Raw genomic sequence first — 22,976 nt, forward strand, 5'->3', positions numbered from 1 at the left:
CTGCTTATGACCATGCACAATGCTGTTGAATTCCAAGACGCTTATGATGTCGTTGTCGTGGGTGCAGGTCACGCCGGATGCGAAGCAGCTTTAGCTACTGCCCGCCTCGGTTGTCGGACTCTGTTGTTAACCCTTACTCTAGATAAAATTGCTTGGCAACCTTGTAATCCCGCAGTCGGTGGCCCGGCTAAGTCTCAATTAACCCATGAGGTAGATGCTTTAGGTGGGGAAATTGGTAAAATGGCCGATCGCACCTATTTACAAAAACGTATCCTCAACTCTTCACGAGGACCCGCAGTTTGGGCGTTAAGGGCGCAAACCGACAAGCGCGAATATGCAGCAATAATGAAAGGAATTGTCGAAAATCAAGAAAATTTGACAATTCGGGAAAGCATGGTGACAGATTTAGTCTTAGGCGCTAATGATGAAATAATTGGCGTTGAGACTTATTTCGGTGTAGCTTTTGAATGCAAAGCCGTAATTTTAACCACAGGCACATTTTTAGGTGGTAAAATTTGGGTCGGCAACAAATCAATGGACGCTGGCCGCGCAGGAGAATTTGCAGCAGTTGGTTTAACAGAAACTCTCAATCGTTTGGGTTTTGAAACGGGAAGATTAAAAACCGGTACCCCAGCACGGGTAGATAAGCGGTCTGTTGATTACAGCAAAATGGAAATTCAGCCGGGAGATGAAGAAGTCCGCTGGTTTAGTTTTGACCCCCAAGCGTGGGTAGAACGGGAACAAATTCCCTGTCACATGACCAGGACAACTAAAGAAACCCATCGGTTAATTCAAGAAAACTTGCACCTATCCCCTGTGTATGGTGGTTGGGTAGAAGCCAAAGGACCCCGTTATTGTCCGAGTATTGAAGATAAAATTGTCCGCTTTGCCGATAAAGAAAGTCATCAAATCTTTATTGAACCAGAAGGACGGGATATACCAGAATTATACATTCAAGGTTTTTCAACTGGTTTACCAGAAAATCTGCAATTGCTGATGCTGCGGAGTCTTCCGGGTTTGGAAAACTGCTTTATGTTGCGTCCCGCCTATGCTGTAGAGTATGATTATTTACCTGCAACCCAGTGTTATCCCACATTGATGACGAAGAAGGTAGAAGGGTTATTCTGTGCGGGACAAATTAACGGTACAACCGGTTATGAAGAAGCCGCTGCACAAGGTTTAGTAGCGGGAATTAATGCAGCGCGGTTTGTGCAGGGTGAGGAAATGATTATTTTCCCCCGTGAGCAAAGTTACATTGGAACTTTGGTAGATGACCTGTGTACAAAAGATTTACGTGAACCTTACCGTATGCTCACTAGTAGATCAGAGTACCGTTTATTACTGCGTTCTGACAATGCTGATCAACGGATGACACCGTTAGGGCGGGAAATTGGGTTAATAGACGATCGCCGTTGGGATTTATTTACCAGCAAACAAGAACAAATTGTGGCGGAAAAAGAACGTCTGCATTCCACTAGAATAAAAGAACATGAAGAAGTGGGACGTGCGATCGCTCAAAATACCCAACAAACAATCAAAGGTTCAATCACCCTCGCTGAACTGTTGCGTCGTCCAGGCATACACTACATTGACTTAGAAAGATACGCACTAGGTAACACCAGCCTCAACCAAGCAGAAAAAGAAGGGGCTGAAATAGATATTAAATACTCTGGATATTTAGCAAGACAGCAAAACCAAATAGAACAAACTGCTCGTCAAGCAAATCGCTCCTTACCTGCTGATTTAGACTACGCAGCAATAGATACCCTTTCCAAAGAAGCCAGAGAAAAACTAGGGAAAGTAAGACCCTTAACTATTGGTCAAGCAGCTCGCATTGGTGGGGTTAACCCCGCTGATATCAATGCCTTGTTGATTTATTTAGAAATTCGTAAAACCAAGGAACAAAAAGGGTTTTCAGTATTTGCTGACACAAAAAGTCTTTAAAAGTGAGTATATTAGGAATTCGGGGATCAAAATGATCAATTACAGAGATTTTTGAAGTAAAATTATCAATCATTATCCAAAGCACAGTAGAATTTAATACCATTGCTCAATCAATCTCCTCTGGGATGAGTGATTAGCTTTTTGATTACAAAACTCGATTTCCCAGTCACTATGGGTTTATTTGCCCTTTTCTAGCAGCTAGATTCAGAGGATGTCTATGATACAAGAAGCCAGCACCCATCTAATTATTTCCGAAGCCGTAGAAGACTTAATCCCTAACGAAACCCTGTCGATAGAGACTTACGCTGAAGGCTTAATGGATGATCTCTTCACCGATATCGACAACATTCTAGAGGGTCGTAGAAAACGTCCTCACAAAGTTGTGAGGGCAGATTACATACCCATACAAACAGTGACGATGAAAATGCCAGACGTGGTTTTACCACAAACAGTACATCGTGCAGTTCAAGCGATGTCGTCTACCAAAAACCAGCAAGGAAGTACACTGGTATTTAACCCTGCTTCTGTAACTGCAATTACTAAAAAGACTGAACAACACCGTGGTAGTTTGACTAACCTGCTGATTCTGGGAGCAACCTTAAGTGCAGCAATGGTGGGTACACTCTATTTAACAGAGTCGGGATTACTCACCAAGATTACCGCTAAAATAATTCCGCAGACGCTACAAAGCCAGGTAACATCACCCGTCGTCCTACCACCAGATCCGCAAGGGGAATTGGTGAATTATATGCTGGAAGCCTTGGCTGTCATTGACCAGCAAAGCAATACTCCCACACAAGTGAAATCTGGTTTCCCTGATGTCAATCTTAGCCAAGCAAACTCTTTAGCTTTGCCAAATACCCAACCTGTTGGTACTTTACCCCCACCAGTTGCAGCCAACAATATTTCACCTGTTCCCAGTCGGGTAACAAATGTGATCGAACGAGTATATGTCCCTGTTTACCAAGCACCTCCTCTAGTAAACCCATTAGCACAAGTACCATCGTTGCCAGGGACGGTTTCTCCACCACAGCCTGTACAAAATACACCCCAAAATGTGCAAGCAGTGGCAAAGCCCATACCGGCAAAAATGTTACCAGCAACGGTAAGACAAGCAGTTAATCCCCTCCCAACCCGCATAGCACCACCAAAACTGCCTACTGCGACAACAACTGTACCAGCAGCCCAGCCAGAAGCAGTACCAACTACAGTCCAGCAGGTTTATTTACCAACCTATTCCGCAGAGTTAGAGGGATTGTTAGAGTTAGGTAATAAGTCTGCGGCTTTATTTAAAGTTGATGGTGTGACTCGTCGTATTAATTTAGGAGAGGGTATTGGTGCTAGTGGTTGGACATTGGTAGAAGTGAGCAATGGTGAAGCAATTATCCGCCGTAATGGTGAGGTACGCTCAATTTATGCTGGTCAAAAACTGTAATTTGGAAATTAAATTAAAGCGATCTGTACTTTCTGAAAATCGCTGTTCTACCGATTAATATTAATAGCGATCGCTAATCAAGTGTTGAGTCTGTTTAGCTTAGGAGTCAGAATTCAGAGGTAAAACCATTTTGTAGTCTGAGTTTCACCATTAATTCATGTCCTAATCACCCTGTCTAGTGCTATAAATATTGCATATTGCGATCGCTCATCTTCAAACAGTAGATCGGCGTTAAAAATTGTCGTTATATAGCAGAGAACAGGGAACTCTTAACAGGGAACAGAGTTCAAAGTTTTTTAGTGTATGGATTTTTGACGTTAATTGTGTATCTCATTCAAGTGCATACCGCTATAACAAGGCAGTAATTTTTTTATCTATCAGCTTTTATCTATCAACAGGATTGTACTGTTGACCGCTGCTTAATGGTAAGAATTCAGAAGTCAGAATGTTCGAGAAATTGGTTAATTATCAAACAGGTATTTTTGGCTTTAGCCTGAAATAACTGATAGCTGACTGCTGCTTAACGTAGAAAATATCTGTAATTTAGTTTGATTTTATATAAATTTAAATATGTGATCTTGCTGAAATTTTCCTATTATTCCTAATTTTTAATTACACTTAAAAACAGTAAAATCCACATTCACAATATACTGAATGAATGACTATAGTAAGGTTTACACAAAAATTCAACTATCGGATTTTTGCTTTTCACTACCTTCATAAAGGCTTTAACTTCATTTCAAATTAAAATTCATTTTTCCACTTATGTCAAGCTATCGACCATCTTTTAATTCTGCCAATCAGCCTCCCAAACAAACTAACTTTACACAAAATTCTCGCAATGTGATGGAAATGTTAGTGGCAGAGGAAGTAGAAAAACAAATTCAATCCTTGCCCGTAAAGACAGCTAGTTTTATTAAATCATCAGAAGTAGTCGCTTATGCTTTAAATCGCTTACCAAGTTTATATGCAACCAGTAAAAGAGGGTGGCAAAAACAATGGCATCATGGAAAAACAGAATTGGGTCAAAAAATTACAATGGCTGTGCGTCAAGGAATAGTCGCGGTACAAAGAGATCCTTTGCGCGTTAATGATCCTCTTAGCTTCCAGGGAGACAATAAAGCTATGGAGGCTTTGGACAAACTGAAATCTGTCCTGCAACGTGAAGACCTTTCATGGGAAAATGTAACTGATGTAGTTGAGCAAACATTGATCAATACATCAAAAGGCAGAATCACCTGGCGTAGAATTAGTGGTGCAGACAAGGATTCATTTGACTGGGAAAAACATCAACTTTAACTTCCAGCAGCCAGCTAACGTTTATTAACACTAGCCTCCAGACTCTTAACCTGGATTTGTAACTCCTCCACTACTTGTAAGTGCGATCGCTCTAGCAAAAAACCAGCCCAAAGAAAACTACCACTTAACAATGTCACCACACCCACCAAAATACCAGTTAACAATTTTACCTGAGAACGCAATTGTTTGATTTCATAAATCTGATATTGCACCGGAGACAGAGAATTGAGTTCAGTATCTTGATTTTCTACTAATATTTCAACTTGGGAATTTTCTAATCTTTTAAACTCAATTTTACTTCTCAACCAATCAGCAATTAATTTAGGGCAATTATTCTTAAACCAGTACCAAGCAATCATTCTAAATGCAGGTTTAGACATTTTAGTTATCAATTTCAGAGTTGTATTGAGAGTTCCAAAACGCAACTTTTGATTAATCAAATTTGTTGAACCAGCATCATAAAGACAATTTATAATCAACTTAACTGTAGTCTCCTCTCTATAAATCAAATTCACCAACAAGAGAAGAACATCTTGCATAAGTTTTTCTTCTCTTTCTTTTTCGTTCAGCAATTTGGTCAAGTCACTTGATGATTCTAATTGCTTAGACATATATTATGTAGAAACTCTGAGTTTTGATGATGTACTTACCGTTAAGTATACCGACATCACAAAATAAATGCCTCAGCCTAGATAATGATTATTCAATATCTTCGCAATGGATTAATAACCGTTCCAGACCCTCAGCCAAGGAAATTAACTCTTGCCAAGAAGAACCACTCACCAAATTTTGAGCGTGTGCTAAACGATTTCGCAAATGTTCAGCCGATTTAAGGAATTGTTCACCAAAACGTTTTGACTTTAACCCTAATTGCTGAAACAGTTCAGGTTGATTTAATACCAATTCCCGCTTATCGCAAAATTGCAGATAGTCTAGTAAATCTGTAGCTTCATTCCTTTGTTGACTTTCATGCCATAACTTATTCGCAGCTTCCAAGCGGTCAGCTTTCAGGACTTTTTGCCATGAATCTTGAGGATAATAAAGCCGCACCAGTCGTAACAGATTCATTTCTAACAACGTCACCAGGCCAAACAGCAGCATTCGCACAGGTGCTTTTTGTAAATCACCACAAGTAATAATCCCACTGACTTGATTACAATCCAAGACAAACAATCTAGACCTGTGTTCCAGAATAGGTAACAACTTCATCAAAGGTGTAGAAATAGCAATGAGTTCTGAAGGATGAAATATCCGTTGATAGTCGCTGCATTTTCCAGATTTACTATCTATTAAAGTAGAACGTTCTACATAACCAGTGATACTTCCTTCTGTCTCCACTCCCACTACATCAAAATCCTCTAAGCGCATCCAATGAATAACTTCTGTTATATCTGCATCAGCCTGGACAGCCTTCAAAGGTTCAGCCACATATTCTATCGTGATACTATTCTCAAACAAGCTCCGTAAATCTTGAGAACGGGACTTTAGCTGTTTCATCTGTCGCTAAAAATAAGACCTGAGCTTAGTATTTCATGAAAGTCAACATTTTGACTGTCTTCGATTAACCATTTAGCAAGCGGCTGAAACCAGTGTTAATAGTTTTACTCAAATACTACTGTCCTATTTTTGTAAACTAACACACGATTTTGTAAATGTAACCTTACTGCCCTAGCTAACACAACTCGCTCTAAATCTTTACCTTTTCTAATCAAATCATCAACCTCATCCCGGTGACTAACTCTTACCACATCCTGTTCAATAATTGGCCCTGCATCTAAATCAGCCGTTGCATAATGTGCCGTTGCACCAATAATTTTTACACCTCTTTCAAAAGCCCGATGATAGGGATTAGCACCAATAAAAGCAGGTAAAAATGAATGATGAATATTGATAATTTGCGGGAATTTATTAATAAAGTCGGCGCTGACAATTTGCATATATTTAGCTAGTACCACCAAATCAATTTTGTAGTCGCGTAGTATTTCTAATTGCTTGACTTCCTGCTCTAGTTTATTATCTTTAGTAATAGGAATGTGAAGATATTCGATACCAAATTGTTCAGCTATTCCCTGTAAATGAGGGTGATTACTAATAATTAAAGGAATTTCCGCATTAAATTCTTTAGCCCTTTGTCGCCAAATCAAATCAAATAAACAATGGTCTTGATGACTTACCCAAATAGCTAAACGAGGAACAGTATCAGAAAAATGTAATTCCCATTTTGCACCCAAAGGTTGAGCGATCGCATTAAATGCCGTACCGATAAAATCTCTCGGTAAATTAAACCCCTCTAACAGCCATTCTATGCGAGTGAGAAATAACCCGGCTTCAAAATCTGTATGTTGGTCTGCATGAATAATATTCCCACCATTAGAATAAATGAAATTGGCAATTTTTGCCACTAATCCCCGTTGGTCTGGACAAGAAATTAGTAAAGTTGCTGTCGGCTTGGTCATATAATTTGGGATTTTAGATGTTGGATTTGTAAATATTATTAAGGTCTTTAATAATATTAATTTACAGCATATTTCATATTTCAGAAGATATAAATCGCATACTTTTGAGACATAATTTTGATAGCTGCTGTATTAATTATTTTTTTTACTATTTGTTGGAGTTGTAGTTGGAGTAGGTTCAGGAAGATTTGGTAAAGGCTGAGATTCACTATTTTTATCCCCTTCTTTCCATTCCGATAAGTCCCTATTTACAGCATTAGCAAAATCTTTAGATACTAACAATAATATATTTATATTATCATTTTTCTTTTCCGCAGATTCAACTTGAGCATACAAAAAACTATTATTAAAATTAGGTTTACCTAAATTCAATTTATGAATTTGCTGATTTTTGAGTTTAATCTCAATAGTCGCTTGCGGTTGATCTAAACCAAATTCACTTAATTGATTGTCTGGAATGGCTAAATTTTTCTCACTCTTCCCCTTTACTAATAAATCCATTAAATAGGAAACGATAGCATCCTTCGCTGGTTCAGAAATTGGCGATGTAATTACCCATTTTGGTGGTTCAGGTTTCGTACTACGTTCTAGGTTTAATGTTATATCTTTAGTTTGGATAGTTAAAGATTGAACATCATCAGCGGTGAAAGTGAAAATTTTCTGTTGATTTTGTTTAATCTCCTCTCGCTGAGTAGAACCTTTAATTTCATGAAAGTAGACAAAAGCACCTAAACCCAAGGATAAAAGTATCAAAATTAAAGTTGTTCTTTTCATTTGGTAATTGATAATTGGGAAAAACTATTTATTATCCAGTCCCCAATTCCTATCTTCTTCTCCACCAAATAATAGCGCCTGCACCAAAACTAAGAAAAGGTAAAAGCAACAAGGAAGAGATACTTAATAAATTTGCTTTGGCGGTAGACATTGCAATACGGCGATTTGTTGGTTCTTTGGGGCGAATTGAAAGGGGTTGTTGATCCTGTTGACTCAGCCAAGTCACGGAGTTAAGGAATACATCTCCATTTAATTGTTGTTCAAATAGTCCATTTTTGGCAAAGTCTGAGTTTCCTAATACTACTAATCGTGATTCTTTGGCTGTAGCTTGAGAATTATCATTAGCTGCTGAAGATGTTGGAATTGGTGAAGGTGTTGGAATTGGTGAAGGTGTTGGAATTGGTGAAGATGTTGAAGTTGGTGAAGATGTTGGAATTGGTGAAGGTGTTGAAGTTGGTGAAGATGTTGGAATTGGTGAAGGTGTTGAAGTTGGTGAAGGTGTTGAAGTTGGTGAAGGTGTTGAAGTTGGTGAAGATGTTGGAATTGGTGAAGATGTTGAAGTTGGTGAAGGTGTTGAAGATGTTGAAACTGGTGAAGGTGTTGGAATTGGTGTAACTTGAGTTGATAACTTTCTTGTTAAAGCCACACCTAACGTTAATGGACCCTTCAAATCTTTACCTTCATTAAACTCTAATTTTTCGCTTTTTTGATCACTTTCAGCCCAACTGCTGGGATAGGGTTTTGTTTTGAGTAGAGGAGTAGACTCAACACCAGAAACTGAAGTAATTTCTAAAGGTCTGGCTAAAGGATATAAAGAAATACCATTACCAAATTCTTTAGTTATTGGATGTTGACCGTATTCTGTTACCAAAGGTGCAGCGGGTCCTAGTCCTAAACTTTGACCAGAAATATCAATAGCTAAACGATTATCTAATTTTACACCCCAATCTTTTAACAAGTTGTCAATTTTTGGGTTGGTGTTGGGATCAATCATTAGCAGTAAGTTACCGCCACGATTAAGATAGTCTTGTAAGGCTCGAACTTCACCTGCAAATAACTCTTGTTTGGGTCCTGCAACGATGACAACAGTTGCATCATCAGGAACTTGAGAATTTTCTGTTAAATTGAGTGGTAATGCGGTAAAATTTTTATCGGTTAATCCCTGAACTGCTTGTGTAATGGAATTTTGAGTATTTTGTGTATTTGTTTGATTATTAGTAATTTGTAATTCTCCATGACCTTGAAGAAAGTAAACTTTAGCAGTGTTGTTACTAATTATTTGTTGGAGACGATTGGTTAATCTAATTTCTGATAGGCGTTCGTTTTCACTGACTGTCTGTACTAATTGACGTTTATTTTCCAATTCTAGATACACTTCACCAAAATCTTTAACACCAAATTTTTCTGCTAGTCCTGGTCTAGCTTGGGGATCAACATATTCAAATTTAAAGTTGGGACTTTGACGACGATAATTTTCTAATAATTCTTGGTCTTGATAATTATTATCTCTTGTAAATAACCAAACTTTTATGGGTTGTGGTAAGTTACGCAGTAGTTCTTTAGATTGGGGTGCAAGAGTAAATAATTGAGTTTCTGTTAAGTCTGTTCTGAGATGGTAGCGAGTTCCTAAAAAATTGATTAATCCTAAAATTATTAATACAGCTAAGGTGGCAATAATGGCATTTGTACCAGCTTGGGTTGAACGCTGTTTCCACCATTTACTCCGCTGGCTTTGTAATACTATCCAAAAACCACTGATAAGAATCCCGGTTATCAGAAATATTAAAGGTATCAATCCCCATTCTGCTGATATTAAACCAACTGTTAAACCAGCAGTAATGAGGAAAGGCCCTAGCAAAAATATAAGTTTCCAAAGTTGTTTTTTAATCATAGGGAACAGGGAACAGGGAACAGGGAACAGGGAACAGGGAATAGGGGAAGAAGAGAATAATGTTTTACCTCTTGACTTCTGCTGGTTGACTGCTTGCGCTATTGACGTTGAAAACGTAGTGCGTCGATTGATTGGGCTGTGAGAAAGATGCCTAAAATGATGTAACTGGCAAATAAAATTAAGGCGCTGGTGTCAAAGATGCCTTGGGTGAGGGTGTTGTAATGTTTGAGTAGGGATAAATGTCCTATGGCTGCACCTATGGGACCAGGAATGGCTTTGGAGATGGAGTCAATTAATAGGAGTAAGATGATAACGGCAAATGTGAGGACGGCTGATAAAAGTGTGCTGTCTGTTAATGAGGAGATGAACATTCCTAGAGATAATATTGCGGCTGCGAATAAGATTAATCCTAAATGACCGACTACGGGAATTATGGGTGACATGGGAGGATATGAGCCGCTGATGGCGATCGCTTCAAATCCCAGCAATGGTAAAATTAATGTTGTAAAAAATGTCAGTACGCCTAATAATTTACCGACTGCTACAGCCCAGTTTGTAACTGGTGATGTGGCTAATAGTTCCAATGTTCCTCGTTTGCGTTCTTCGGCATAAAGTCCCATCGAAAGAATTGGCAGTATAAACAATAACAGCCAACTTAGTCGATCTAAAAATGCTCGCACAAATTCGTAAGGTACATCTATTGGTGGTACGGGTACTTCAAATTGTTGCCCTTGCACATCATAAGCTGCAACTGTGGGCAGAATTCCACCTGGTCCGAGTAAAATCATCACCAGGAATAATCCAGAAATCAACCAAAATATGCCTGCTATACCATAAGCCAAGGGTGAGACAAAATAACTCTGTAGTTCTCGACGATAAATAGCAATAATATTAGCCAGTACGATACCCATTTAAGCGGCTTCTCCTGCTGTGGTTACTGTGTCTGTTTCTGGTGGTAAATTTTTTTCTTCGGTGGTTAGTTGCAAAAACACATCTTCTAGGGTAGCGTTGACTCGCCGCATTTCATATAATCCAAATCCTCTGCGAATCAAAGCCGCAGCAATATCTTGACCTGGTTCTGTTTCTGGTTGGGATATGACCCGCAAATGAGCGCGGTTTTGATCATTTGTCGGCATTGATTCTACCAAAATCACTCCAGCTACATTTTTCAATACCTGTTTGGCTAGTGCTACTTCTCCTGTAATTTCTAATTCATAACCAGCCCCTCCGGTCAACTGTGTCATTAAATTTTCTGGGGTATTAGTGGCTACGACTTTACCGCGATTGATGATGGCGACGCGGTTACAGGTCATGCTCACTTCTGGGAGAATGTGGGTAGAAAGGATGATTGTATGGGTTCCGGCTAAACTTTTGATTAAGTTTCGCACATCAATAATTTGTCGGGGATCTAGTCCTACGGTGGGTTCATCCAGGATAATGGCTGGGGGATCGTGAACAATGGCTTGGGCTATACCGACTCTTTGCTTATAGCCTTTGGAAAGTTTGCGAATAATGACTTTGTGTTTGTCTTGTAAGTTGCAGCGTTGCATGGCAGCTTGAACTTTTTGTGGGCGATCGCCTGCGGATACCCCTTTAATTCGGGCTACAAAGTGCAGAAATCCCTCAATCGTCATTTCAGAATATAAAGGCGGAGTTTCCGGTAAATAGCCAATTTTTTGCCGCACTGCGAGGGAATTTTCATGGACATCATACCCTGCTATTTTGGCTGTACCTCCGGTTGCTGGTAAATAACCGGCTAAAATCCGCATGGTTGTGGTTTTACCTGCACCATTTGGTCCCAATAATCCTAAAATTTCTCCTGGTTCAACGCTAAAGCTCACATCGGTAATGGCTGAGGTCGAACCGTAAATTTTACTCAGATGTTCAACTTCTATCATTTGTTGGTAGTCGTGAAAAATAAATTATCTAGTTAAAGCGGGGAATAGGGAGATCCTTTTGAAAACTGGTTTTCAGATCCTCACCATCATGTTTAAATCGCTGTTCACTATTTACTGATTGAATATTCACAATATTGACACTTTTATCAAAATCTTGTGCCGCAATACTAAATTAAAATAAAACTGGATCATATAGGATTATTGGGACAAACAAGGTAGATAAATGTAGATAAAAGCCGATAAATGTAGAAAAACATAGATTAACTCATAAATTTCAGGATTATATGTAGTTTCACATTAAATAAATGCTTGAACAACAATATACCCCATTTTTCTAAGCAGTCGGGGATCATTTAGCGTAGATTGACGTGCTAATACAAAGAATAAATAATTACAATCTCTTCAAAGTATATCCTTATTCCTATTGGCAGATTTAGATTTCAGATTTGACATACTTCTTAATAATTCAGCAGCGTAACCGCAAAACGTTCTAATCTAAAAATTGACTGATTTGTTTACTGGCAACTTTGTAGGCAATATTGCTGACGCATAAATACACAGATATGTCAAGCCTAAAACAATTCAGATTTAAACAATAAACGCTTATTATTAGGAGTTTTACACATCCAATGAGTGTTAAAGCAAGTGGTGGAAGCTCAGTTGCTCGTCCGCAGCTATATCAAACCCTACCTGTAGCCACTATCTCCCAAGCAGAACAACAAGACCGTTTTCTGGGAACTGGTGAACTAGGTGAACTAGCAACTTATTTTGCATCTGGTGCAAAACGTCTAGAAATCGCTCAAATTCTGACAGAAAACTCCGAAATCATCGTCTCTCGCGCTGCTAACCGGATTTTCGTTGGTGGTTCTCCCATGTCTTTTTTAGAAAAGCCTAGAGAACGTGAACTAGCGACGGTTGGCGCTGGTGGAATGGATGTCCAAGAAGGAATGAAACTAGGGACTGTCACCTACGTTGAAAGCCGTGGTGGCTTCTTAGAAAACCTCCGTTCCATCTTCAACACCTCCGCTGGTGGTCCTACACCTGCTGGTTTTAGACCCATTAACGTAGCACGTTATGGCCCTGGCAACATGGCTAAGAGCTTACGGGACTTGTCCTGGTTCTTACGCTACGCTACCTATGCGATCGTTGCAGGCGACCCCAACATCATTTCTGTCAACACACGCGGTTTGCGGGAAATAATTGAGAATGCTTGTTCTGGTGAAGCTACCTTAGTAGCTTTACAAGAAATTAAGTCAGCATCCCTATCTTACTTCCGTAAAGATGCTGTCGCTACTGACATAGTGAGTCAGTACATGGATGTGTTGCTGACTGAATTCCAAGCACCCACACCATCTACAAAAGTTCGTCAACGTCCTTCTGGCGATCAACAAGGATTACAACTTCCTCAAATTTACTTCAACGCCGCCGAACGTCGTCCTAAGTTCGTAATGAAGCCCGGTTTATCTGCTGCTGAAAAAACAGAAGTAGTAAAAGCCGCTTATCGTCAAGTATTTGAGCGCGATATCACCCGTGCTTACAGTTTGTCCATCTCTGACTTAGAATCTAAGGTGAAAAACGGCTCCATCTCTATGAAGGAGTTTATTCGCCGTTTAGCTAAATCTCCTCTTTACCAAAAACAGTTTTACCAACCCTTTATTAACAGCCGTGTGATCGAGTTGGCTTTCCGTCACATTTTAGGACGGGGACCCAGCAGCCGTGAAGAAGTACAAAAATACTTCTCAATAATTTCCAAGGGTGGTTTACCAGCATTAGTTGATGCTTTGGTAGATTCTAATGAATATAGCGATTACTTTGGCGAAGAAACAGTTCCTTATCTGCGGGGTTTAGGACAAGAAGCCCAAGAGTGTCGTAACTGGGGACAACAGCAAGACCTGTTTAAATACAGTGCGCCCTTCCGTAAAGTTCCTCAATTTATTACTACCTTTGCGGGTTACGAACAACCATTACCTGACCAACATCCCTACGGTTCTGGTAATGACCCCTTAGAAATTCAATTTGGCGCGATTTTCCCCAAAGAAACCCGCAACCCCAGCGCCAGCCCAGCACCTTTTGGTAAAGATACCCGCCGGATCTTGATTCACCAAGGGCCTGGTATTAACAACCAACTTAGCAATCCCAAAGCACGCAGCGTTGCTCCTGGCACTCTTGGTGCTAAGGTGTTTAAGTTAGACCAATTACCTGGAACTATTGGTAAAAAAGCTGCCAAGGGTGCAAGTGTTAAATTCTCAGAAAGCTCTACTCAAGCGGTAATCAAAGCTGCGTACTTACAAGTTTTTGGTCGTGATGTTTACGAAGGACAAAGACTAAAAGTTGCAGAAATTAAGCTAGAAAATGGCGATATTACTGTACGTGAGTTTGTACGGATGTTGGCGAAATCGGATTTATTCCGTAAGCTGTACTGGACTTCTCTGTATGTATGTAAGTCTATTGAGTATATTCACCGCCGCTTGCTAGGTCGTCCTACTTACGGTCGCCAAGAAAACAATAAGTATTTTGACATTGCTGCTAAAAAGGGTTTCTACGCAGTTGTTGATGCAATTATTGACAGCGTTGAATACAGCGAAGCTTTCAATGAAGATACTGTTCCTTACGAACGCTATTTAACTCCTGCGGGTGTATCTCTGCGTCAATTGCGTGTTGGTACTATTCGTGAGGATGTGGCCAATGTTCAGAAGGATGTAACCCCACGCTTTGTGGAACTGGGTGCAGTCACCGAAATGCGGACTCAACCAGATATTGACTTCCGCATCAACCAAGGTGTAACTAAGCAGCGTGAACAAACCAAGGTATTCAAGCTGGTTGCAAATACTGTTGATAAGGTAGCGGTACAAACTTTAATTGGTGGTGCTTATCGTCAAATTTTTGAACGGGATGTTGCGCCTTTCATCCTGAAAAATGAGTTTACTGTTCTAGAAACTCAGTTGGGTAATGGCGAAATTTCTGTGAAGGAATTTGTTGAAGCTCTTGGTTATTCTAGTCTGTATCTCAAGGAATTTTATACACCTTATCCCAACACCAAAGTAATTGAGTTGGGTACTAAGCACTTCTTGGGACGCGCACCTCTTGACCAAGCGGAGATTCGCAAGTATAACCAAATCTTAGCTACTCAAGGTATCAAAGCGTTTATTGGCGCAATGGTGAATAGTGCTGAGTACGCCCAAGCATTTGGCGAAGATACTGTTCCTTATCGTCGCTTCCCCACCTTACCTGCGGCTAACTTCCCCAATACAGAGAAGCTTTACAACCAGCTAACCAAGCAAAATGATGACTTGGTTGTACCTAGCTTTGAGACTGTGAAGCCCAGAATTAAGACTGAGAATACACCAATCTTAGCGAAGGCGATCGCAGATTTAGCGGCTCAAGCTAAACAAATGGACAAGAGTAACCCCTTGTTTATTGAATTGGGTCGTTCCTTCAATGATGGTCGTGGTCAGTCTGTAGAAGTTGGTGTTGGTACAATTCGCCGCAAACCAGCCCGTATTTATCGCGCCACCACTGGGACAAATTCGCCCGAAACCAATCAGGTAATTAATGCTATTTATTGTCAAGTAATGGACGTATTTAGCGGACAAGTTCCTGAATATTTCCGCCGTAGTGATTTAGATAGCAAACTGCGTAACGGTGAAATTACCGTGCGTGAATTTGTCCTCGAACTAGCTAGTTCTGAAATCTACCGCAAACGGTTCTATACCCCCTATCCCAACACCAAAGTGATTGAATTCCTATTCCGTCACATATTGGGACGCGCACCAGCAACCCAAGGTGAAATCCGTCAATATAACAAAATATTGGCTGATAGCGGTTTAAGGGCAGCTGTAGAAGCGATCGTTAACAGCCCAGAATATGCTCGTTACTTTGGTGAAGATGTTGTACCTTACAACCGCTTCCCCTCTTTACCAGCAGGTAACTACTTGGGTAGTGTACAAGCAGAAACTGACCTGGTTAAACAATCTTGGTCTAGCTTGTCTCCCGCTGTGTTAACTGGTCGTCCTGGTAACAGATAGGTGATAGGTGACAGGGGACAGGTGACAGGTGACAGGTAACAGTGTAGAAAAATTACTTCTTTCTCCTGAAATTCTGACTCCTGACTCCTGACTCCTGACTCCTAAAAATGAGCAAATCTGAAAATGATTGTTACAAAATATTAAGAGCAGTCATAAATGCTCAACATAATGCCGGAGAATAATTTGCGGAAGGTAGTTCAGTTTTCCAGATTGCGTGTGTAAATACCCAACCTGGCTCTACTGTGTTTAACACAGTCCTACTATCAACCAAGTTCTGGTTTCATTAGTTTTGGAGGAATCCATTAATGAGTATCGTCACGAAAGCTATCGTGAATGCTGATGCAGAAGCTCGCTACCTCAGCCCCGGTGAATTAAATCGCATTAAGAGCTTTGTTGCTGGTGGCTCACAACGTCTCCGCATCGCTCAAGTATTGACTGACAACCGCGAAAGCATTGTTAAGCAAGCTGGCAACCAATTGTTCCAAAAACGTCCTGATGTTGTTTCCCCCGGTGGTAACGCTTACGGTCAAGAAATGACAGCTACTTGCCTTCGTGACCTTGACTACTACTTGCGTCTTGTAACCTACGGAATCGTTTCTGGTGATGTAACCCCCATCGAAGAAATCGGTATCGTTGGTGTACGTGAAATGTACAAATCTTTGGGTACCCCCATTGATGCTGTTGCTGGTGGCGTTGCTGCTATGAAGAGCGTTGCTTCTACCCTGTTGTCTGCTGAAGACGCTGCTGAAGCTGGTTCTTACTTCGACTACGTTGTTGGTGCAATGGGTTAAGTTACAGCTATTTAACTGCTGAAACTAAAACCGTTGCAATCAAGTTGGAAATAAGGAAATAACAACAATGCAAGACGCAATTACCTCTGTAATTAATTCTTCTGACGTTCAAGGTAAATACCTTGACACCGCTGCTTTAGAAAAGCTCAAAGGCTACTTCGCTACTGGTGAACTGCGCGTTCGTGCAGCTACAACCATCAGTGCTAATGCTGCTGCTATCGTTAAAGAAGCTGTAGCTAAGTCCTTGTTGTACTCTGATATCACCCGTCCCGGTGGTAATATGTACACCACCCGCCGTTACGCAGCTTGTATCCGTGACTTGGATTACTACTTGCGTTATTCCACCTACGCTATGTTGGCTGGAGATCCTTCCATCCTCGACGAGCGCGTATTAAACGGTTTGAAAGAAACCTACAATTCCTTGGGTGTACCCGTAGGCGCTACCGTTCAAGCTATCCAAGCTATGAAAGAAGTAACTGCAAGCTTGGTTGGTCCTGACGCTGGTAAAGAAATGGGCGTTTACTTCGACTATATCTCCTCTGGCTTGAGCTAGGAGTTAGGTTTGCACTTAGTAAATTAGGTGCGGCTTTATTAAGGTTTGGAAATCAATTGTCAGTGCTAGAAAGTTCTCTTGCTGATTAATTGTAAGTGTTATCAGTCTAGTATTGATGGTTGATTCCCAGACTTGGAAAAAATAATTAAAGATTTTCACTCAAGATATTTGAGATAAAAAAGTTTTCCCAACAATATCAGGAGATTAGAAAAAAATGGCTCGTTTATTTAAAGTAACCGCTTGTGTTCCTAGCCTAACTCGTACTCGCACTCAACGCGAATTACAAAATACCTACTTCACCAAGTTGGTTGCATTTGAGAACTGGTTCCGCGAACAACAACGCATCATGAAAATGGGTGGCAAAATTGTTAAGGTTGAATTAGCAACTGGTAAGCAAGGTACAAACACTGGTTTGCTGTAATTTCTATATATCAGAGATTATTTTGGTAGATTTGTCAGGGGTCAGCAATGACCTCTTTTTTTTTTGGAAATTCACATTAAGATGCTATTTGCAGTGTGTTGGGTTCAGGGATAGATTCACCTTCTGCTTCCCAAGCTTCTAAGTACATTTCAATTACTTCTTCACCATTATGAATTGCTTCTTCACGAGTTTTACCGTGAGTGCAAGGCATGATTACAAGATGGCTAAATTCTGGAATGGTGACTAAGAAAAGCTGATCTTCGTCTGACCATTGAATAATCATACTGTATTGATTCATAAATCCTGATACTCTCCAAACTTTCTTCATCAGGAATTTTTTACCTTTGCTTGGAAATCATTCGTAAACCATTCTTTAACGATATCAATTGTGATGGCTTTTTTAGAATCAGCAGAATGAATTAACTCATCATTTGTTCTACCCTTTGGATAATGAAGTAACCTTATAGCTAAAAGTTCTGTCAACTATGGCAACTGCTACTAACATTGGTACGCTAGTAACCTGTTCTCCTGATGTGGGTGATGGTTGTCCCGTGATTGCAGGAACTAAAACTTCTGTAAGTCGGGTTGTTGTTCTTTACAAACAACGTGCAAATGCTGAAGAAATTGCTCGTCGGATAAGTCACCTCAACCTTGCTCAAGTATATGCTGCTTTAGCTTACTACCATGCTAACCGTGATCAGATTGAGACTGAATTAGCACAAGCAGAGGCTGAATACTGGAGTTTGGCAAGTTTTAACAGCTTCAAAAAATAAAATATACAGATGTTAAAATAACATCTGTACAGATTCTTAAATCTTATTTGTGACATACTCCACGTTTCAGTGGCTAATTATCTAATTCTTCTTCTGTGCGTTTGAGTATATTGACGGAATTTTTCTGTCTACTTTCAGTTTCCAAATCTTTAGGAATTAGCTTACCTGCTCGTTTCCCACTTTCTGTATAATCATCACTGCTGGGTGTTGTGTAAACTTTTTCCTTGCGTCGCTCTTGAATTGAATAAAAAGGTCTGACAACCTCATCTCTGACTATTTTCCTCTCCTTAGTAGAATAAAAAGGCTTGACAATTTGTACCTTGTGAGTTTTTTCTGAAAAATAACCAGCTGCTTGAACCGAAGCTACAGGTAAACTCAGCAGTAGAAATAGACTCACCAACAGAGTCAGGACTAATTTTTTGGATATTTGATCAAATATGCTCTTGATTTTTAACATTAGCAAATCTCCTCATGGCTCGCAAATGCCTGAATGTTAAAAAATTCTCATTGAGCTAACGTCTTCCTTGGGGTTAGTTATAGTCTCACGCTATAGTTACTAAAGGAGATAAATAAACATCTTGAATGGCGTGGAATAACTTCACTCCTTCTGCAAAGGGACGCTGAAAAGTCTTCCTTCCCGAAATTAAACCTGTGCCTCCAGCACGTTTATTAATTATGGCAGTCCGCACGGCTTCGGCAAAATCATTTTTACCAGAAGCACCACCAGAATTGATTAATCCTACTCTTCCACAGTAACAATTGAGGACTTGATAGCGAGTTAAATCTATGGGGTGTTCAGTTGTCAACTCTGTGTAAATTCGCGCATTGGTTTTACCGTAACTTTTACCTGTGGCTTGGGAAACTGCACCATAACCATTATTGCATTCGGGTAACTTTTGTTTAATGATATCGGCTTCAATTGTCACACCTAAATGGTTTGCTTGTCCGGTTAAGTCGGCGGCGAGGTGATAATCTTGATCTTGTTTAAAGGCGTTATTTCGTAAATAACACCATAAAACTGTGACTAAACCCAATTTATGGGCGTGTTTAAAAGCTTGACTAACTTCTTGAATTTGTCTGGTAGATTGTTCTGAACCAAAGTAAATTGTTGCTCCTACTGCTGTTGCTCCCAAATTCCAAGCTTGTTCAACGTCAGCAAACATTATTTGGTCAAATTGATTGGGATAGGTTAATAATTCATTATGGTTGAGTTTGACGATAAAAGGTATTTTATGGGCATATTTGCGGGAAATAATGCCTAATACACCTAAAGTTGTAGCGACAGCGTTACAGCCGCCTTCTATTGCTAAGTTGACAATATTTTCTGGGTCAAAGTAAATGGGATTGGGTGCAAATGAAGCACCTGCGGAGTGTTCAACGCCTTGGTCTACAGGGAGAATGGATAGATAGCCTGTGTTGGCTAATCTGCCGGTAGAATAGATGTGTTTGAGATTTCGCAAGACTTGGGGAGAGCGATCGCTATTTACCCAAATTCTATCTATAAAATCTGACCCTGGTAGATGTAATAAATCTTGGCCAACTTTGGCTTGATAAGTCAGCAGGTCTTCTGCTTCTTTCCCTAATAAGGACTCAATATAATTAGCTTCTAAAACTGTAGCCATAGGTTTTTGCAGTTTTGACACTATTATTATTTAGGTCTGTTATTGGGAGTATTTGACCACTGTCTTTCGATATATAGCTGGTGACAGATGACAGGTGACAAGTGATAGGTGACAGGTGACAGGTGACAGGTGACAGTCAAGAGGAAAGGGAGCAGGGGAGAGGGGGGGAAATATTTTCTTCTTATCCTCCTGCCTCCTGCTGTATTACCCATTACCAAATATTTGAGTTTTAAGCCAATTTTTTCAAAATCATGCTGACATCAACGGCTAATTTTTGTCCTAATTTGAGCAACTGACGACACTGAGAAGTATCTGCTTGGTTATCCAGGTTAGTCAGACATAGAGGAACTATTTGACTATGTAAACAACTAAAGTAAAGTTCCTGGGATTTTTCTAAACAAATGCCTAAATTTAGTTGATATCCTACATCAATCAACTTTTCTAACCGTTGGATATCTGTGGCAAAAGCACCATTAACATCGTGTAACAGTTGCCAAAGTAATCGCACTATTAGCTGTTCTAATATTTGCTTACCTTCAGGTATATTGAGACGACAACGCAGATGTTTAGCTTCAGTGGCGATCGCTTCTAATTCTGCGATATGATTCCAACTTAATTGGGGTTCGGTAATATCTTGCTCTAGCGATCGCAAACTCATCATACAGCGATAACCCAAAGCAATCTCCGCTGCTACCTGCAATTCTTGGGGAACAGTTAACTCATCCCGATGAAACGCCATAATCACACCGTAATTTTCCCGGTATGTTTGGGTATATAGCTGGTCTAATCTTGTCAGTGTTTCCTGACTTAACAGCCGCATAATTCGATGGCGTTCTTCTGCAAATAAATTCTGTAAACTAAAGGCTTCACCGCCAAAAATTTGCGTCATTACCAAGATAACTTGCGCTGCGCTGGCTTGTTGCAGCGATGCAAATAGCTTTTCTTTCAAGTTGCCGTAATCACGTCTACCCGTAAATGGTTGAATACAGCAATGGAAATCCCAGCCTCCTAAATGCAGAACCGCAAACACCAAATTTTCACTTTCCCAAGTAATATCTGACACAAGCTTCAAATGTCCTACCGCCATACTCAACGCGCCCATGCGTTGCATCTGGTAATCTAACTCATTGGCAGTGTAACAATAAACTGCTTTTTGATAACTATGGAAATTTGCAGAAGTATCTTGTGTAGATGGCGCACTGTTGTGATGATTAAACAGAGAAGTAATGGCGTAATGGGCAGCAACTTGTTTAAACCCAATTTGGGCAGTTAATACCAATCGACGATAAATTTCAGCACCATGCTTAAAGTGTTCCACATTACTGGGGGCTAAACCCAACCGTTTCAGAAAGCCTTTTTCCAACTGCACACCAGCCACATCTCCAGCTAATTCTAAAGCGCGGGCGGCATAACGAAGAATTTGTGTACCTTCGGGGCGGGAAATTTCTTCAAAAAACCAACCGCAACTGGTAAACATAAACAAAGCGTGACGCTGCATTTCCAACAAACGCAAAGCATCTATTTGTTCTGCGGCTTGTAGCTTGCGAGTTTGATGACGGGAGAGAAAACTACTGACACTAGCAGGAGAGCGATCGCGCAAAACTTGAATATATTCATCCCTTGCTAACCAGGGATCACGAAATAACTTGCTTCCATATTCCTCATACACCTCAATCAATTGATCTCGCAACCAATTCAAAGCATTTCGCAAAGGTCGCCGCCATCTTTGATGCCATACACCACCTTCTCCACCACAACCACAATCATCTTGCCATCTATCCACACCATGAGCGCAACTCCAGGCTGTAATAGACTTTAACTCCACTTCCCAACTGGGAGGATTTAAACTCAGGTAATGAGCAAAATTTGTTACCGTCCAACCATGACGAGGAAACTCACCAATAAAAGCATAAGCTAAAGTTTTCTCCGTACCCTTCTTGTGATGTCCAAAGGTTTCCCCATCAGTAGCGACAGAAATTAACTGTGCTGGACGATGATCCCCGCGCACTGCTGCACCGACCCGTCCGGCAAAATGAGTGGAACTATACACCACATCACTAAAACCCATGTCCCGTGAAATAGGTCCATCATAGAAGAAAATGTCAATATAAGGTAAGCCTTCCGTGCTTTCTGACCTATTTGCCTGATTAGCACTCAGAGGAGAAGATGCAACACTAAGACTAGGCTTTAAATAACAACGATAGGGACGAGTGGGATCAATTTGACTACCACCAACTTCATGCCATTCTGGTTGGGGATCATTTTCAGAAGGGAAAGGACGACAACGCTGTGCCTGGGATGGTGCCAGGACAATAAAGCGGATATCTTCAGCCACCAAAGCTGCTAAAGTTGCGTAATCTACAGCAGTTTCGGCCAGCCAGATACCTTCGGGATCACGACCAAATCGAGATTTGAAGTCTGCTTTACCCCAACGAATTTGGGTATATTTATCTCGTTCATTAGCCAAAGGCATGATGATGTGATTGTATACTTGCGCGATCGCATTCCCGTGACCATGCAACCTTTGACTACTCTTAGCATCAGCCTCCAAAATCCGCTGATAAACCTCCACATCATAGCGTTCTAACCACGACATCAGCGTTGGGCCGATATTAAAACTCATGTACTCATAATTATTAACGATCCCCAACAACTCACCCCGGTCATTTAGCACTCTAGCAAAGGCGTTGGGGCGATAGCATTCCCAATGAATGCGTTCATTCCAATCATGGAAAGGTGTTGCACTTGGTTGACGTTCAATCGCATCCAAATAAGGATTTTCTCTAGGTGGTTGGTAAAAATGACCATGCACAGTCACATATACACCCTGAGATTTTTTCAGGGGATCATGGGGATCATGATGTGGCATTGCTTGGGAATCTTGATTTAAATCAAATGTTGAGCCAGAGCTAACTGGTAATTCAGCAGCAGAAGTCATAATATTTATATCCAAGGTAAAATTTTGGTTGTGGAGAAAGTATTGTTATAGGTACATTTTTACAGTTGTTTGTGCAGACAATCCGGTATAAACAACATCTGGTGAATAAAGCTAAATAACGAATTTGGCAAAAAATTTCTTGATCCAGCAAGAAAT

General features: G+C 40.4%; 19 protein-coding genes and 1 pseudogene. 9 read left to right on the forward strand and 11 right to left on the reverse strand.

Features of this window, described 5'->3' with window-relative positions:
• Positions 1–6: 6 nt before the first annotated feature.
• The 3 genes from mnmG to ACLLO5_RS00930 all read left to right on the forward strand — a co-directional run bounded on the left by mnmG (position 7) and on the right by ACLLO5_RS00930 (position 4,678).
• Positions 7–1,944, forward strand: a complete 1,938-nt coding sequence (gene mnmG / locus ACLLO5_RS00920) for a tRNA uridine-5-carboxymethylaminomethyl(34) synthesis enzyme MnmG (RefSeq protein ID WP_413173624.1) — start codon at positions 7–9, stop codon at positions 1,942–1,944.
• Between the two features lie 217 nt (positions 1,945–2,161).
• Positions 2,162–3,379: a hypothetical protein gene (locus tag ACLLO5_RS00925; protein WP_413173625.1), complete on the forward strand. Its 1,218-nt coding sequence runs from the start codon at positions 2,162–2,164 to the stop codon at positions 3,377–3,379.
• Positions 3,380–4,144: 765 nt separating this feature from the next.
• The gene (locus tag ACLLO5_RS00930) at positions 4,145–4,678 is read left to right on the forward strand and encodes a late competence development ComFB family protein (RefSeq protein ID WP_413173626.1); all 534 of its coding nucleotides are present in this window, start codon (positions 4,145–4,147) and stop codon (positions 4,676–4,678) included.
• Positions 4,679–4,692: 14 nt separating this feature from the next.
• Here the strand turns inward: ACLLO5_RS00930 and ACLLO5_RS00935 are convergent, their stop codons facing one another.
• The 4 genes from ACLLO5_RS00935 to ACLLO5_RS00950 form a co-directional block, all read right to left on the reverse strand.
• Entirely contained in the window at positions 4,693–5,289 is a 597-nt protein-coding gene (locus ACLLO5_RS00935; RefSeq protein WP_413173627.1) for a hypothetical protein, read from the reverse strand.
• Positions 5,290–5,377: 88 nt separating this feature from the next.
• A complete protein-coding gene (locus tag ACLLO5_RS00940) occupies positions 5,378–6,175 on the reverse strand; it encodes a hypothetical protein (RefSeq protein ID WP_413173628.1) in 798 nt (265 codons plus the stop codon).
• 104 nt (positions 6,176–6,279) lie between these two features.
• Entirely contained in the window at positions 6,280–7,134 is an 855-nt protein-coding gene (gene purU, locus ACLLO5_RS00945; RefSeq protein ID WP_413173629.1) for a formyltetrahydrofolate deformylase, read from the reverse strand.
• Between the two features lie 132 nt (positions 7,135–7,266).
• Positions 7,267–7,908 (reverse strand): DUF4340 domain-containing protein, encoded by a 642-nt coding sequence (locus ACLLO5_RS00950; protein WP_413173630.1) that lies wholly within the window; start codon positions 7,906–7,908, stop codon positions 7,267–7,269.
• Between the two features lie 470 nt (positions 7,909–8,378).
• Between ACLLO5_RS00950 and ACLLO5_RS00955 the strand changes: the two genes are divergently transcribed.
• Entirely contained in the window at positions 8,379–8,528 is a 150-nt protein-coding gene (locus ACLLO5_RS00955) for a hypothetical protein (protein ID WP_413176208.1), read from the forward strand.
• Between the two features lie 311 nt (positions 8,529–8,839).
• On the opposite strand, the pseudogene ACLLO5_RS00960 reads toward ACLLO5_RS00955, so the two are convergent.
• From ACLLO5_RS00960 to ACLLO5_RS00970, 3 genes and pseudogenes are all read right to left on the reverse strand, one after another.
• Positions 8,840–9,799: pseudogene (locus ACLLO5_RS00960) on the reverse strand (GldG family protein); the annotation flags it as partial.
• A 98-nt stretch (positions 9,800–9,897) separates the two neighbouring features.
• The gene (locus tag ACLLO5_RS00965; protein WP_413173631.1) at positions 9,898–10,710 is read right to left on the reverse strand and encodes an ABC transporter permease; all 813 of its coding nucleotides are present in this window, start codon (positions 10,708–10,710) and stop codon (positions 9,898–9,900) included.
• Positions 10,711–11,697 (reverse strand): ABC transporter ATP-binding protein, encoded by a 987-nt coding sequence (locus tag ACLLO5_RS00970; RefSeq protein ID WP_413173632.1) that lies wholly within the window; start codon positions 11,695–11,697, stop codon positions 10,711–10,713. It lies immediately after the preceding gene.
• 629 nt (positions 11,698–12,326) lie between these two features.
• On the opposite strand from ACLLO5_RS00970, the gene ACLLO5_RS00975 reads away from it, so the two are divergent.
• The 4 genes from ACLLO5_RS00975 to ACLLO5_RS00990 all read left to right on the forward strand — a co-directional run bounded on the left by ACLLO5_RS00975 (position 12,327) and on the right by ACLLO5_RS00990 (position 17,487).
• Positions 12,327–15,722 carry a phycobilisome rod-core linker polypeptide gene (locus ACLLO5_RS00975; protein ID WP_413173633.1) on the forward strand — a complete coding sequence of 1,132 codons (3,396 nt, stop codon included), beginning with the start codon at positions 12,327–12,329 and terminating at the stop codon, positions 15,720–15,722.
• A gap of 305 nt (positions 15,723–16,027) precedes the next feature.
• Positions 16,028–16,513, forward strand: coding sequence for an allophycocyanin subunit alpha (apcA, locus tag ACLLO5_RS00980; protein ID WP_413173634.1), 486 nt, complete (start codon positions 16,028–16,030; stop codon positions 16,511–16,513).
• 67 nt (positions 16,514–16,580) lie between these two features.
• Complete coding sequence (apcB, locus tag ACLLO5_RS00985) at positions 16,581–17,066, forward strand: allophycocyanin subunit beta (RefSeq protein ID WP_015213876.1); 486 nt, start codon at positions 16,581–16,583, stop codon at positions 17,064–17,066.
• A 214-nt stretch (positions 17,067–17,280) separates the two neighbouring features.
• Entirely contained in the window at positions 17,281–17,487 is a 207-nt protein-coding gene (locus ACLLO5_RS00990; protein WP_413173635.1) for a phycobilisome linker polypeptide, read from the forward strand.
• A 76-nt stretch (positions 17,488–17,563) separates the two neighbouring features.
• On the opposite strand, the gene ACLLO5_RS00995 is transcribed toward ACLLO5_RS00990, so the two are convergent.
• Positions 17,564–17,785 (reverse strand): type II toxin-antitoxin system HicB family antitoxin, encoded by a 222-nt coding sequence (locus tag ACLLO5_RS00995; protein WP_413173636.1) that lies wholly within the window; start codon positions 17,783–17,785, stop codon positions 17,564–17,566.
• Between the two features lie 187 nt (positions 17,786–17,972).
• Here ACLLO5_RS00995 and ACLLO5_RS01000 point away from each other — a divergent pair, with 187 nt between their 5' ends.
• Complete coding sequence (locus ACLLO5_RS01000) at positions 17,973–18,260, forward strand: DUF433 domain-containing protein (protein ID WP_413173637.1); 288 nt, start codon at positions 17,973–17,975, stop codon at positions 18,258–18,260.
• A 73-nt stretch (positions 18,261–18,333) separates the two neighbouring features.
• Here ACLLO5_RS01000 and ACLLO5_RS01005 read toward each other — a convergent pair whose 3' ends face one another.
• From ACLLO5_RS01005 to ACLLO5_RS01015, 3 genes are all read right to left on the reverse strand, one after another.
• On the reverse strand, positions 18,334–18,717 hold the full coding sequence (locus tag ACLLO5_RS01005) for a hypothetical protein (protein WP_413173638.1): 384 nt from the start codon (positions 18,715–18,717) through the stop codon (positions 18,334–18,336).
• An 85-nt stretch (positions 18,718–18,802) separates the two neighbouring features.
• Entirely contained in the window at positions 18,803–19,882 is a 1,080-nt protein-coding gene (locus ACLLO5_RS01010; protein WP_413173639.1) for a class I fructose-bisphosphate aldolase, read from the reverse strand.
• Positions 19,883–20,111: 229 nt separating this feature from the next.
• A complete protein-coding gene (locus ACLLO5_RS01015; protein WP_413173640.1) occupies positions 20,112–22,820 on the reverse strand; it encodes a DUF3536 domain-containing protein in 2,709 nt (902 codons plus the stop codon).
• Positions 22,821–22,976 lie beyond the last annotated feature (156 nt).

The organism is Anabaena azotica SJ-1 (assembly GCF_047275885.1).
In the GTDB taxonomy this organism is placed as follows: domain Bacteria; phylum Cyanobacteriota; class Cyanobacteriia; order Cyanobacteriales; family Nostocaceae; genus Trichormus_B; species Trichormus_B azotica_A.